Origin of the sequence: Rubrivirga sp. SAORIC476, assembly GCF_002283555.1 — a bacterium.
Taxonomy (GTDB): Bacteria; Bacteroidota; Rhodothermia; order Rhodothermales; family Rubricoccaceae; genus Rubrivirga.
In genome coordinates, this window is record NZ_MVOI01000003.1 from 525432 (window position 1) to 538216 (window position 12785).

The following is a 12785-nucleotide window of genomic DNA, read 5'->3' on the forward strand; positions in this document are numbered from 1 at the left end:
CTGCCGATCAGAAGTCGAGCCCGACCGAGAAGTACAGCCGCCGCTCGCCGAACTCGGTGCCCTCGAACGGCCAGCCCCAGTCCACGCGGACCGGGTAGCCGAGCACCAGCGTCCGCAGGCCGACGCCGGCGCCGAGGAGCACATCGTCGAAGGAGCGCACCTCCACGTCGGGCGTCCCCGGGTCGCCGTCGGCGTCCACGAGGTCCGTCTTCCAGACGTCGAGGCCGCCGTTGGCGATCACGCCCGCGTCCACGAAGGCGACCGTCTGGATGTTGTAGAGCGGCGCGAGCGGGATCGGGCCGGGCAGGAGCGCCGCGATGAGCGGCACCCGCGCCTCGGCGTTGACGAGCGCGAAGCGGTCGCCCGCGGCCTCGTTGAACCCGAACCCGCGAACCGGCAGCACAGGCGTCGCGAACACGAAGTCGTCCGGCCCCTCCACCGGAAGGCTGTCGAACTCGGTCTGGACCCAGTTCTGGACGCCCGCGGCGTAGAACCGCTGCGGGTTGGGCCCGAGGCTGAGGCCCGCCGAGCCGCGGAGCGCGACCGCGTAGCCCGGCCCGACCGACCAGTAGCGTCGCCCATCCGCGAGGACGGTGGCGAAGGCGGCGTCCGGCCCGGGCGACCCCGACAGGCTGGCGGCCCAGCGGGCGCCCGAGCGCGGCCCGAGGAAGCCCGGCACCGTCTGGTCGACGGTGTAGGTCACGCGGGGGACGGCGAAGAGGCGGCTCCGGGCGCGCTCGCCGAGGTTGGAGAGGTCGGTCAGCGAGACGCCCAGCAGGCCCACCTCGGCATCGACGCGGCGGAACTTGTCGAGCGGGTAGCGCGCCGTCCCGACGAGGCCGTAGTTGCGGTACCGGTAGATGGTCGCGTTAGCCGGGTCGCGGAGTTGGCGCGCGAGGTGGAAGCCCTGCACGCCGAACTGCGTCCGCCGGGAGCGGTCCTGGTAGGACAGCACGTAGTCGGCGTTGCGGAGGTCGAGGACGAGGTTGGTGGACAGCCCGATCCGGTGGTTGCCCAGCATGTCCGAGAACAGCAACTGGGTCACGCTCTGAACGCCGTAGATGGTGTCGTAGCCGCCGGCCGCGTAGACGAGGTCGAGCGTGAAGCGGAGCTTGTAGTCGCGGGCGAGCAGCGCGCCGGTCGAGTCGCGGTTGAAGGCCGGGCGGAACGGGTCCTCGGGGGCGCCGGTGCGCGACCGCTGGCCGTCGTCGAAGGCGTCGGAGAAGGTGTACTCGCGCACGTCGACACGCGGGCCGCGGGACGGATCGGCGGGGTCGAGGACGAGCGTGTCGGCGGAGGCGAGCAGGTCCGGCGGTGGACCGAGGAGGGCCAGCACGGAGTCGGCGAAGGCCAGCTCTTCGGGCGTGGGCGGGCCCGCGCGGCGCGGCGGCGGCATCGGCGGGCGGCCGTCGGCAGCGTCGCGGAGGAGGGGGTTGCGCTCGCGCGTGGTCTGCGAGGCGAGTTGGAGCGCCGGAGCGGCTCCCCTCGCCCCGGTCCGCCGCTGCGCCCAGATGGTCGGCGTGAGCGTCTCCGGCAGGTCGTCGCGGCCAAAGGGATCGCGGAGGAAGAAGACGCTCGGCGTGCCCTCGTCGAGAGCGAGGAAGACGGCGCGGCTGCCGTCGGCCGAAAGCGACACGTCGAGGACGCCCGTCTGGAGGTCGGTCAGTGGGCGTTCGGCGCCGGTCGCGAGGTCTTTCGCGTACAGGTTGGGGATGCCGTTGCGGTCACTGACGAACAGCAACCGGGCGGTGCTGTCGGAACCGGTCGCGAAGGCGGCGTCGGTCTCGTCCCAGACCGGATCGTCGGTGAGGCGCGTCAGGCGGCCGGGCGCGTCCAGATCCAGGCGGTAGAGGTCGAACGACGAGCGACCGAGCGTCCGGGCGTCGAAGGAGCCACGGAAGGCGGCGGGGGCGGTGGCGAGGCCGGGCACGAGCGCGCCGCCGCGGTCGGAGTGGAACACGAGCGAGCGGCCGTCGGGGCTCCAGGCGGGCGCGTGGTCCGAGAACAGGTCGCGCGTCAGGTTGGCGACGTTGCCCGTCGCCAGGTCGACGGTGTAGAGGTCGGAGTGCGCCCCGGCGGTGCCCTCGAAGGCGAGGCGCGTGCCGTCGGGGCTCCAGGCCACCGACACGACCGCGTCGACGCCCGCCGGGCGGACGGTCTCGACCTCGCCGGTACGGACGGTGACGAGGGCGATGCCATCCTGGCCGCGGCTGGTCAGGGCGACGGCGAGGCGCTGGCCGTCGGGGCTCCACGCGAGGCCGGGCGAGAGGATGCGGAGGCTCTCGAACTGGACGTTGTCCTGCCCGTCGATGACCTTCCGCGGCGCCCCCCGCCCGGCGGTCGGCGCGACGTAGACGTCGAACAGGCCGTCCTCGGTGGCGATGTAGGCGACGCGGTCGCCCTGGGGCGAGAGCGCCGGGCTCGCGTGGTAGCCTGCTCCGCCGACCTCGCGCGTGGCGAGGGGCCGGGCGACGGCGTCGGTGGCCTCGCGGGCGGCGACCTCGGGGTAGTAGACCGTCCGCAGGGTCCGCTTCCAGCGGTCCGAGAGGTCGTCCAGGCCGAGGCCGGTGGCGCGTCGGAAGGCGCCGTCGACGCTGCGCCCGAGGCGGATGCGGTCGAGCACCTCGGTGACTTTCTCGCGGCCGTACTCCTCGGCGACGAAGTCCCACACGCCCTGCCCGCCGCGGTAGGCGAAGTAGCCGCCGAGGCGCGGGATGTCGGGCAGGCGGTCCTCCAGGATCGCCTCGCGGACGTACATGTCGGACTGCGTGTCCCAGCCCTGGGCGCTGTACTCGGCGAGGCCTTCGTTGAACCAACCGGGAATGCGGAGCCGGTTGCCGCTGCGGATCAGGCTCTGGACGGTGCCGCCGTAGTAGAGGTCGTTGATGACCGCGTGGACCAGTTCGTGGTGGACGACGCGCCGAAAGTCGCGCCAGTCGCCCGTGAACGGGATCGCGATCCGGTTCTTGAACAGCTCCGTGACGCCGCCGATGCCCTCGGAGTAGATCGGCAGGTCGACGGCGTTGGTGACGGCGAAGTCGCTGTGCGTCGGATAGACCAGCATCGGGATGCGCCGGGCCACGTCGGTGCCGAACAACGCCGAGACCTCGCGGTAGGCCTCCTCGGCCGCCTCGGCGGCGAACTCGGCCAGGACGCGCCCGCCCGGCGCCGCGTCGCGCTCGTAGAAGTAGACGTCGAAGTGGCTCGTGCGGACCGTCTGCCAGTCGGCCTCGCGGTACTGGACCCGGTTCTTGCCGAAGCCGAAGTACTGCGCGTGGGCGGGCGCCACGCCGACGGCGGCGAGCGTCAGCAGGGCGAGCAGGCGCAGGGCGCGGGGCATAGACGACGTCGGGGACGAGACAGGGTAGGCCCGAGCACGGGCGGCGGCAAGCGAGAACGCCCCCACTGCCGCCGCCGTGCCTCGGATCAGAACGTGTACCCGACTCGCGCGCCGATGGGCGCAAAGCCGACGACGGTCTCGAAGTCGGTCGCCACGAAGCCGATCACGTCGAAGGCAAAGCGGTCGCCGAAGAAGCGGACGCCGGGCAGGACGAGCAGGCCGGAGTCGCCCTCGCCGAAGCCCGCGAGGGTCTCGACGAAGATCTTGACGCCGTTGTTGAGCTGCTTCTCGGCGCCGAGCCCGGCCACGACGAGGTTCGCCAGTTCGATGTCCGCGCCCCCCAGATCGCCGCCGAAGAAGCCGCCGACGCCCACCGTGACGGCCTGCGTCTCGTCGCCGAAGGTGCCGACCACGTAGGGCACGCCGACGAAGGCCCCGTCGGTGTCGTCGCCGAAGGCGAACAGCGCGCTCACGCCGCCCGCGATCTGGGCCGTCTCGGTGGAGAGGAGCTGGCCCTTCAGCCCGATCAGGGGCGTCGCGACGGCGCCCTCGCCGATGGTCACGAAGCCCGACGCCAGCAGGTCGACGCGGTCGCTCAGGCCTGCCGTCACGGACGGGTAGAAGTACGTCAGGTCGCCGCGGAACTCGCCGCCGCCGAGCGTCCGCGCGGTCGGGGCGATGAAGAAGCGCGTGCGGACGGGGTCGGTACGGTAGAAGCGGCCGTTGATGAGCGGCAGGATGTCGGCCACCTGGTCGCGTGCGAAGCGCCGCTCGATGCCGTCGCTGGAGCGGACCACGATGGGGTCGCTGTCGCCGTCGATCACCACGCCGACGTACACGTCGCCATTGACGAGGAGGATGCGCTGCGGCTCGGGCGTCTGGGCCTCGGCAGCCGTGGCGAGGACGACCAGGAGCAGAAACAGCGAGAGGAAGCGAGCCATGGACCAGGGAGAGTGTGTGGGAGAGCCAGCCGCGAGCGGCGGACGCAGAGTATCACCCGGCACGGCGGGCGCCCTGAATCGTTTGCACTATCTGCACCGGCGCGTTCCCCCTACAGCCACCCCTCCGCCCGGTACCACGCCACCGTCGCCGCGAAGCCCTCGGCCAGCCCCACCTCGGGCGCGTACCCGACCATCCCGGCCGCCTTCTCCGACGAGCACACCCAGGCGTGCCGCGCCGCCTCGGCCTTGTCGCGCGTCAGCGGCGGCAGCGTCCCGACGAGCCCGCCGCCCCACTCGGCCAGCGCGCCGACCGCGCCGATCACGCGCCCCGGGATCGGCAGCGTGAGCGTCTTCCGCCCGACCGCCGCCTCGACGGCCGCACGCACCTCCGCCCACGAAAAGCCCGGCGTCCCGACGAAGAACGTCTCTCCCGCCGCCTCGGGCGCCTCGGCGAGGTCGGCCATGCCGCGCACGAGATCGGCCACGTAGACCATCGACACACGCGGCTGGTGCGCGTCGCCGACGATGGGAAACAGGCCGCGGGCGGCGCCCTTCACCATCTCGTACAGGTCGGCCTCGCGCGGGCCGTACACGGCGGGCGGGCGGACCACCGTGACGCCGAGGTCGGCGAAGTCGCGGCGGACCACGTCCTCCATACGGGCCTTGCTGATCCCGTACATCGAGATCGGCTGCGGGGCGTCGGCCTCGGTGGCGGGCACGGGCGTGCCGTCGGGGCGGAGCCGGTTGGGTCCCATCGCCTCCAGGCTGCTCGTCACCAGCACACGCGGGATGCCGGTGTCGCGGACCGCCTCCAGCACGGCGCGCGTCCCCTCCACGTTGGCGTGGTCCAGGGGCTCCTGCGTGCGGGCGCGCGTCATCCCGGCGACGTGCGCCACGAGATCGGCCCCGTCCATGCCGCGTCGGAGGGCGTCGGCGTCGTGGAGCCCGCCGGGGACCGTCTCTACGTCCAGGCCGTCCAGCCACTTCGGGTCGCTCCGCACGAGCGCGCGGACCCGGTAGCCGCGCCGGATCAGTTCCTCGGCGAGGTGGCTGCCGACGAAGCCCGTGCCGCCGGTGACGAACGCGAGCGGGGCGGCAGAGTCGGACATAAACGAAGCAGGAGTCGGGGCGGCACAGACGCTGTGCACCCCGACTCCTGTTTCCGACGAACGGATTTCCGGCGGACGGACTCCGTTACTCGGCGACCGTCGTGTCGGCCGGGGCCTCGGCGGCGGCGCCGTCGGCCTCGACCTCGATCATCAGGGTGACCGTGTCGCCGACGAGGGCCTCACCGGCCTCGTTGGTCTCGGCCCACGTCAGACCGAAGTCCTGGCGGGTGATCTCGCCGGTCGCCGTGAAGCCGACCTTCGGGGTGCCCATCATGCTCGACGAGCCGACGTACTCGGCGGCCAGCTCGACCGGGCGCGTGACGCCGTGCATGGTCAGGTCGCCGAGGAGCGTGAATGCGCTGCCCTCGCCGGGGCGAACGCCGGTGCTCGTGAACGTGATCTCGGGGTACTGGGCGACGTCGAAGAAGTCGGGGCTCTGGAGGTGGCCGTCGCGCTGGTCGTTGCCCGTCGAGATGGTCGAGGCGTCAATGGTGGCGGTCGTCGCGAGCGAGCCGAGGCCGTCGGTGACGGTGACCGTGCCGTTGACGCCGTCGAAGCGGCCGGTGACGGTCGAGATGCCGAGGTGCTTGACGCGGAACTCGGCGCGCGAGTGCGACGCGTCGATGGTGTAGGTGCCCGCCGGGACGGCAGGGGCATCCTCGAAGGAACCGGCGACGGAGACGTCGCCCGTCTCGGAGGCAGGAGCGTCGGTCTCGGAGGCGCAGGCGGCGAGGCCCAGCGCGAGGACGCCGACGAGCAGAGTGCGAGTGATCATGATCAAGGGGGGTGAGGTGAATGCAGTCGGGCCGCGCCCAGCGGGGTGCGGAGACGGTCCGCATATCTGTTGCAACAAGCAAAGTTCCCGGCCCGCCGTATCCCTCACAGGAACAGGACCTGCCGCGTCCCCCCGCCCCCTCGGCGCCGAGGGAGACCGGGCCGCACGCGCGCTCCGCTACGCCAGCCGCAGGCCGACCACGCTCTCGACGTGGTGCGTGTGCGGGAACATGTCGACCGGCTGGACCGCTTCGATGGTGTAGGCCGCGGCCTCCTGGAGCATGGCGAGGTCGCGCGCCTGCGTCTGTGGGTTGCAGGACACGTACACGATCCGCTCCGGACGCAGGTGCGCGATCTGTCCGACCACCTTCGGGTGCATCCCGGCACGCGGCGGGTCCACGATCAACACGTCCGGGCGGCCGTGCTCGTCGATCAGTTCGGGCTTGAACAGCTCCAGCATGTCGCCCGCGACGAAGGTGCAGTTGTCTACCCCGTTCGCCTCGGCGCTCGCGCGGGCGTTCTCGACCGCCTCCTCCACCAGTTCCACCCCGACCACCTTCTCGACCGCGTCGGCCACGAACAGCGAGATCGTCCCGGCGCCGCAGTAGAGGTCGTAGACCACGTCGGTCGGCTGCAGGCTGGCGAAGTCCTTCGCGACCGCGTAGAGCGCCTCGGCCGCGACCGTGTTGGTCTGGAAGAAGGCGTTCGACGCGATCTCGAACGTGTGCGGCCCGATCCGGTCGCGCACGAGGCCCGGCCCGAAGATGGTGTGCACCGCCTCGCCGTAGGCCGTCTGCGCGACGCCCGAGTTGATCGTGTTGACGAGCGTGGTGACCTCGGGGAAGTCCGCCTTCAGGAAGTCCGCGAAGGCGGCCATGCGTTCCTCGTCGTAGTGCGACGTGACGAGGTTGACCATCTTGTCGTCCGTGTGCGCGGGCGTCCGCAGGCCGAGGATCTTGAGGTAGCCGGAGTGCTCGCGCGGGTGCAGCGGCGCCCAGTGGTGGCGCTTCGCGAACGCGCGGACGCCATTGACGAGCCGTGCGCTCCACTCGCTCTGGAGGTAGCACGCCTTCAGATCAAGCACCTTGTCGAACCGGCCGGGCACGTGCAGGCCGAGCGCGAAGTCCTTGTCGTGCGCCTCGCCCGAGGCGATCTCCCAGTCCGTCAGCCAGCGCATGGCGGAGAAGGAGAACTCCATCTTGTTGCGGTAGAAGTAGACCCCGCCCGAGCCGTCGTGATCGGCGGCTCCCATCGGCGGGCGCACGTCGGCGGCGCCCAGGTCCAGCCCGGCGCGCGTCAGCGCCGAGACGGCGGCCTCGCCCTTCATCGCCAGTTGGGCCGGGTACTGGACATGCTGCCACTTGCACCCGCCGCAGGCGTCGAAGTACTCGCAGCGCGGCTCGGTGCGGAGGTCGCTGCCCTCCAGCACCTCCAGCAGGCGCGCCTCCGCGAACCCCTTCTTCCGCTTGATGACGCGGGCGCGGACGCGGTCGCCGGGGACGGCCCCGGCCACGAACACGACGTAGCCGCGTCCGCCGTCCGGCCCCGCCACGCGGGCGAGGCTCTTGCCGCGGTCGGCGAAGGCCTCCAGCGTGAGCACGACCTCCCGGCCGCGCTTGAGATCGGACGGGATGAGGGGAGCGGTGGACATGGGCGCGGAGGAGGAACAACCTGCAAGATCCTGCCCGGCGAGGGCGCGGCGGGTGAGGAACGCGGGAGTCTGGTACGGCGACCGGCCGGGCGCGGCGTCCGGCACCGCCTCCGGTGTGGACCGGCGTTTGCCACACCGTCTGTGGGCTCACCCCATCCCCTCCGCGGGGCCGGACGGTTACCAAATCGCCCGGTCTGCTCCGAAACACCCCGTGCCGACCGACGCCTCCTCGCTCCCTCTCTGGATCTACCGTGTGCTGCTGTTCGTCGGCGGCGCGGCGCTGGTGGGCATCGGCTGGGTGTACCAGTTCGGAGCGCCCGAGGCCGTCGACCCCCGCGCGGGGCGCCTGGCGATCGGCCTGTCGGCACTGTCGCTCGGCGTGCTGACGTTCACGAGCGCGACGGTCCGCCGCCGGGCCTACCTGCTCGTCTACGCCCTCTTCTTCGCGATCTCGGCGTGGCAGATCACGGTCGCCACCGCGAGCGGCCTCACGCCGACGGCGGCGTTCGGAATGCTGCTGGTGTTCCTAGGGTGCTCGGCGGGGATCCAGACGCCTCGTCTGCTGGCCGCCTACACTGTCGTGTTCGTCAGCGCGTCGGCCGTGGGCGTGTACTCGATCGGGAGGCCGGGCGTCCCACCGGGGGCCTTCCTGGCCACCCTCGGCACCCTCGGGGCGCTCGGGGTGTTCGTGTCCCGAGCGCGCCAGGAGTCAATCCAGACCCTCCAGGACGCCAAGGAGACGGCGCTGGCCGCCGCGCGCGCCAAGTCCGAGTTCCTGGCCGCGATGAGCCACGAGATCCGGACGCCCCTCAACGGCGTCATCGGCATGACCGACGTGCTGGCCACGACGGCGCTCTCGTCGGACCAGCGGGACTACGTCCACACCATCCAGGCCTCCGGGCGCGCCCTCCTCGGCGTCATCAACGACGTGCTCGACTTCTCGAAGATCGAGGCCGGGCGGTTAGACCTGGAGGCCGAGCCCGTCGCCCTCCGCGCCCTCGCCGACGACGCCGTGGCGGTGGTCGCACAGGCGGCCACCCAGAAGGGCGTCGAGGTGGTCTGCCACGTGGAGCCCGACGTCCCCGCGGTGGTCCTGGCCGACGGTGCCCGCCTCCGACAGGTCGTCCTCAACCTCCTCTCCAACGCGGTCAAGTTCACCGAGGCGGGCGGGGTCACCCTCCGGCTGGACGCCCGCACCCGCCGCGGCCTCACCGACCTGACGATCCGCGTCTCAGACACCGGGATCGGCATCCCGGAGGCGTACCAGCCGTTGCTCTTCGAGTCGTTCACCCAGGTCGACGCCTCCACCACGCGGCGGTTCGGGGGGACGGGGCTCGGGCTGGCCATCTCGAAGCGACTCGTCGAACAGATGGGAGGAGCGGTCCAGGTCGAGAGCGCCGTGGGCGCCGGCTCGGCGTTCACCGTGACCGTCCCGCTGCCCGAGGTCCAGGGGCCGCCCCCGCCCCCGGAGGTCTCGGCGGGGGTCCTGCTGCTGGTCGACCCGCACGCCGACGCCCGCGAGGCGGTCACCGCGCTCGGAGAGGAGTGCGGCTTCACGGTCTACCCCGTCGCCACCCCAGACGAGGCGCGGGCGTGGCTGGCCGACGGCGGCCGGTACGATCTCGCAGCCATCGCGCTGGCCGACGGCGCGGTCCGCCTCGCCGACGACCTCCGCGCCGACATCGCGCGCGGGGGGCGCCCCATCCTGCTGCTCGCCCCGCTCGGAAGCCACGTCGTCACGGCGGGCCTCTTCGACGCGGTGCTGACCAAGCCGGTCCGGTCGGATCGATTCCGCGACGTGACGACCCGGCTGACCGGACTGGCCGAGGACGTACCCGAGGTGCGGGCGTCGCGGCCCGACACCGGCCCCGTCCGCGTGCTGCTGGTCGAGGACCACGAGGTCAACCGAAAGGTGGCGGTGGGCCTGCTCTCCCGCCTCGGCGTCGTCCCCGACGTGGCCGAAGACGGCCAGCAGGCCCTCGACGCGCTCGACCGCGCGACCTACGACCTCGTGCTGATGGACCTCCAGATGCCCGTGCTGGACGGCCTCGAAGCCACCCGGCGGCTCCGCGCCACGCTCCCCCCCGAGCGCCAGCCCGTCGTCGTCGCGCTGACAGCCAATGCCTTCGCCGAGGACCAGGCTCGCTGCCGCGAGGCAGGCATGGACGGCTTCCTCTCCAAGCCGGTCCGCCTCGACGATCTTCAGGAAGCCATCGACCAGGCCCGGCACGGGGAGGTTCGTGGCGGCGAGGACGCGCATCGTCCGGCGCCCTCCGCTCTCCCGGAGCCCGGCCCCGGCGCGCTCCGGCCCGACGCCCCCACACCGGAGGCCATCGCCGACCACCTCCGCGCCCTCGCCGATGGCGACGGCGCCCTCGCCGCGGAGATCCTGGACGCCTACCTGCGCACCGAGCCCACGCTCCGGGACGAGTTGGCCGGGGCGGACCCGGCCCCGGCGGCGCACAAACTGAAGGCCGCTTTCGGGACGCTCGGTGCAGACGCGCTCGCCCATGCGGCGTTCGAGATCGAGCGTCGCGGACGCGCGGGCGAGGACGTGACGGACGCACGCGATGCGCTCCTCGACGCCCTCGATCGGTTCCACGCGACGGCCGAGGCCGCCCTGGCGCTTCTCGCCGCTCCGGCGTAGCCGACCCGGCCTCAGGAGTCGCCGTCGGCCCTCTGTCGAGGCGGGATTGCGCCTGAGACGCACGTCTCACGATGGGATCGCGCGCCGAACACCTGGGCCCAGCGTCACGCCAGTCCGGACAAATCCGGCGACCGGAAGGTGTGTACCGGATGTGGGCACCGGTTTCTCAATGGGGGTGCTCGTTCCTCCGATACTCCCTCCGGACTGATGCCCACCGCCTCCCTCTCCCCCATCGTGACTCCTGCCCGCTCCGTGTTCGTGCACCGTGGCTTCGAGCTCCGGCTCCGCGCTGCCGAGGACGCGTTCGCCTTCGAGATCGGACATCACGACCTGATGCTGCACGCGTCCGACGCGGGCTATCGCACGCCACACGCCGCCGAGCGCGCCGGTCGCCGCTTCGTCGACGACGCCCTGGGGGCGTTCGATGTCGCCTCGGCACGTCTCGCCGCCTGATCTCGCCTTCGGGCAGTGCAGAGCGGTCATGGGAGACGACTGCGGCCCTGCACGCGAACAGAGGCGACGCGTCGGGCGCCAGCCCCTGTCGTCCAGACAGCGACGAGCCTCCGGTCCACCACGGACCGGAGGCTCGTCGCCGTTTAGCGAACCGGGAGACGACGATCAGTCGTCCTCGAAGTAGAAGTCGTCGTTGTGGGTCGGGTAGTCCGGCCAGACTTCCTCGATGCTCTCGTAGGGGGCGCCGTCGTCCTCCATCTCTTCGAGGTTCTGGATGACCTCCGCGGGCGCGCCCGTCCGGTCGGCGTAGTCCACGAGTTCATCCTTGGTCGCCGGCCAGGGCGCGTCCTCCAGCGTCGCGGCCAGTTCGAGCGTCCAATACATACGGATCTAAGGGGTCAGGAGAGGGGAATACGTCGGCGGGGCACGATAGACCCGAGCCCGCGGAAATGCAACGGCGCAGGCTGGGAAGGTTCCTGCGGAACGTGCGAAGGCTGGCGCGCCCGCCTCGCGCATCGTCTGAACACTGGCGGTCGTCCGTCCTCGGAACGGAGGGGAGGCCGAGCGCTCCTGCTGGGCTGTGCCGCGCAGATGTGCGTCTCGGAGCGCCCTCCTCGATGCGAAAGCCGAGGCCGAGCCCCTCGGCCCGGCCCCGTCACTCGGACGACGCTAGTCGAACGAGATGGTCTGGGAGCGCGCCGCCTCGACGAGTTCGCGGTACTGGGCCGGCGTCACGTCCGGCACGAACGTCGAGACCGGGTTGATGGGCGTCCGCTCCTCGTTGAGCAGGCGGACCTCGTAGTGCAGGTGCGGCGCCGTCGAAAGGCCGGTGTTGCCACTGTAGGCGACGGTCTGGCCGCGGCGGACGAGCGAGCCCTCGCGGATGCCGTCGGCGGCACGCGAGAGGTGGGCGTAGCGCGTCACCTTGCCCGCGAGCGGGTGGTCGATCTCGATCACGTTGCCGTAGCCGCTCTTCGTGCCGACGAAGCTGACCCGGCCGTCGCCCGCCGCGTAGAGGGGCGTGCCGACGGGCGTCGGGAAGTCGACGCCGGCGTGCATGCGCGAGACGCGCAGGATGGGGTGGAAGCGCATCCCGAAGCCGGACGTGAGCCGCGCGCCCTTGAGGGGCAGGATGGCGGGCTGCTGGCGCAGGACGGCATCGCGCTGGCTGGCGAGCGTCCGGATCTCCTGGTAAGAGCGGCTCTGGAGCTGCAGCTGACGCTCCAGGCGGTCGAACGTCTCCGCGGTCTCCGTGAGCAGCTCGGCGGTGGGCGTCGAGAAGCGGGCGAAGCGCGAGTCCTCTGCGCCGCCGACGCCGAGCTGGAACTCGTCCTCCGAGATCGGCTCCGCGTTGAGGACGGTGCGGTAAATCTCGCGGTCGGTCTCGGCGAGGTCCTCCAGCTCATCCGAGAACGACGTCAACTGCGAGTGCGCCGAGGCGAGCTGGCCGCGCAGCGCGTCGATCTCCTCGGCCTGGGCGACCTCCGCGGGCGAGGTGGTCACGGTGGAGAGCACTCCGATGCCGACGGCGCTCAGCACGAGCGAGAGGCAGAGAATGGCGCCGGCCTTCAGCCACAACCCTTTCCGGCTGGGCTCGACCTCGACGAAGGTGCAGGCGTCGTGGTCGTAGTAGAAGAAGCGGTTGTCGGGCATGCGGACGAGTGGGAGGCGGTGGTGGCTCCCCAGTGCGGCCCCTCGCCGGGGGAGGGGCCGTACTGGGGAGAGTGTGCGCGTCCGTGCACGCGCTTCCGAAACGCAACAACCGGGCCGAGACCCGGGGTGGAGCGCTCGGGCGGCCGGGGGAGGCCACTCCGGGTGGGGAAAGCGCTTCACAGCGGGGGCAAACATAGAGGGAGAGCCAGGCATTCCA

At 71.9% G+C, this 12785-nt stretch carries 9 protein-coding genes; 2 read left to right on the top strand and 7 right to left on the bottom strand.

The genetic code is table 11. From position 1 onward, the window contains the following. Positions 1 to 7: 7 nt before the first annotated feature. From B1759_RS04170 to rlmD, 5 genes are all read right to left on the bottom strand, one after another. Positions 8 to 3340, bottom strand: a complete 3333-nt coding sequence (locus tag B1759_RS04170; protein WP_095513773.1) for a BamA/TamA family outer membrane protein — start codon at positions 3338 to 3340, stop codon at positions 8 to 10. 86 nt (positions 3341 to 3426) lie between these two features. Next, entirely contained in the window at positions 3427 to 4281 is an 855-nt protein-coding gene (locus B1759_RS04175) for a hypothetical protein (protein WP_095513774.1), read from the bottom strand. Positions 4282 to 4391: 110 nt separating this feature from the next. Next, entirely contained in the window at positions 4392 to 5390 is a 999-nt protein-coding gene (locus B1759_RS04180; RefSeq protein ID WP_095513775.1) for an NAD(P)-dependent oxidoreductase, read from the bottom strand. An 85-nt stretch (positions 5391 to 5475) separates the two neighbouring features. Continuing rightward, positions 5476 to 6165 carry a YceI family protein gene (locus B1759_RS04185; protein WP_143537256.1) on the bottom strand — a complete coding sequence of 230 codons (690 nt, stop codon included), beginning with the start codon at positions 6163 to 6165 and terminating at the stop codon, positions 5476 to 5478. Between the two features lie 177 nt (positions 6166 to 6342). Beyond that, on the bottom strand, positions 6343 to 7815 hold the full coding sequence (gene rlmD / locus B1759_RS04190; RefSeq protein ID WP_095513776.1) for a 23S rRNA (uracil(1939)-C(5))-methyltransferase RlmD: 1473 nt from the start codon (positions 7813 to 7815) through the stop codon (positions 6343 to 6345). A gap of 211 nt (positions 7816 to 8026) precedes the next feature. On the opposite strand from rlmD, the gene B1759_RS04195 reads away from it, so the two are divergent. Both B1759_RS04195 and B1759_RS04200 read left to right on the top strand, forming a co-directional pair. Then, positions 8027 to 10462 (top strand): ATP-binding protein, encoded by a 2436-nt coding sequence (locus B1759_RS04195; protein ID WP_095513777.1) that lies wholly within the window; start codon positions 8027 to 8029, stop codon positions 10460 to 10462. A gap of 207 nt (positions 10463 to 10669) precedes the next feature. Then, positions 10670 to 10915 (top strand): hypothetical protein, encoded by a 246-nt coding sequence (locus B1759_RS04200; protein ID WP_095513778.1) that lies wholly within the window; start codon positions 10670 to 10672, stop codon positions 10913 to 10915. A gap of 165 nt (positions 10916 to 11080) precedes the next feature. On the opposite strand, the gene B1759_RS04205 is transcribed toward B1759_RS04200, so the two are convergent. Beyond that, on the bottom strand, positions 11081 to 11299 hold the full coding sequence (locus B1759_RS04205) for a DUF2795 domain-containing protein (protein WP_095513779.1): 219 nt from the start codon (positions 11297 to 11299) through the stop codon (positions 11081 to 11083). 285 nt (positions 11300 to 11584) lie between these two features. Beyond that, positions 11585 to 12568, bottom strand: coding sequence for a M23 family metallopeptidase (locus tag B1759_RS04210; RefSeq protein ID WP_095513780.1), 984 nt, complete (start codon positions 12566 to 12568; stop codon positions 11585 to 11587). Positions 12569 to 12785: the final 217 nt, after the last annotated feature.

Bases quoted from the DNA above. Each gene is read 5' to 3' on its own strand.
- B1759_RS04205 (WP_095513779.1), bottom strand. From the start codon at position 11,299: ATGTATTGGACGCTCGAACTGGCCGCGACGCTGGAGGACGCGCCCTGG.
- B1759_RS04180 (WP_095513775.1), bottom strand. From the start codon at position 5,390: ATGTCCGACTCTGCCGCCCCGCTCGCGTTCGTCACCGGCGGCACGGGC.
- B1759_RS04200 (WP_095513778.1), top strand. From the start codon at position 10,670: ATGCCCACCGCCTCCCTCTCCCCCATCGTGACTCCTGCCCGCTCCGTG.
- B1759_RS04185 (WP_143537256.1), bottom strand. From the start codon at position 6,165: ATGATCACTCGCACTCTGCTCGTCGGCGTCCTCGCGCTGGGCCTCGCC.
- B1759_RS04175 (WP_095513774.1), bottom strand. From the start codon at position 4,281: ATGGCTCGCTTCCTCTCGCTGTTTCTGCTCCTGGTCGTCCTCGCCACG.
- B1759_RS04170 (WP_095513773.1), bottom strand. From the start codon at position 3,340: ATGCCCCGCGCCCTGCGCCTGCTCGCCCTGCTGACGCTCGCCGCCGTC.
- rlmD (WP_095513776.1), bottom strand. From the start codon at position 7,815: ATGTCCACCGCTCCCCTCATCCCGTCCGATCTCAAGCGCGGCCGGGAG.
- B1759_RS04210 (WP_095513780.1), bottom strand. From the start codon at position 12,568: ATGCCCGACAACCGCTTCTTCTACTACGACCACGACGCCTGCACCTTC.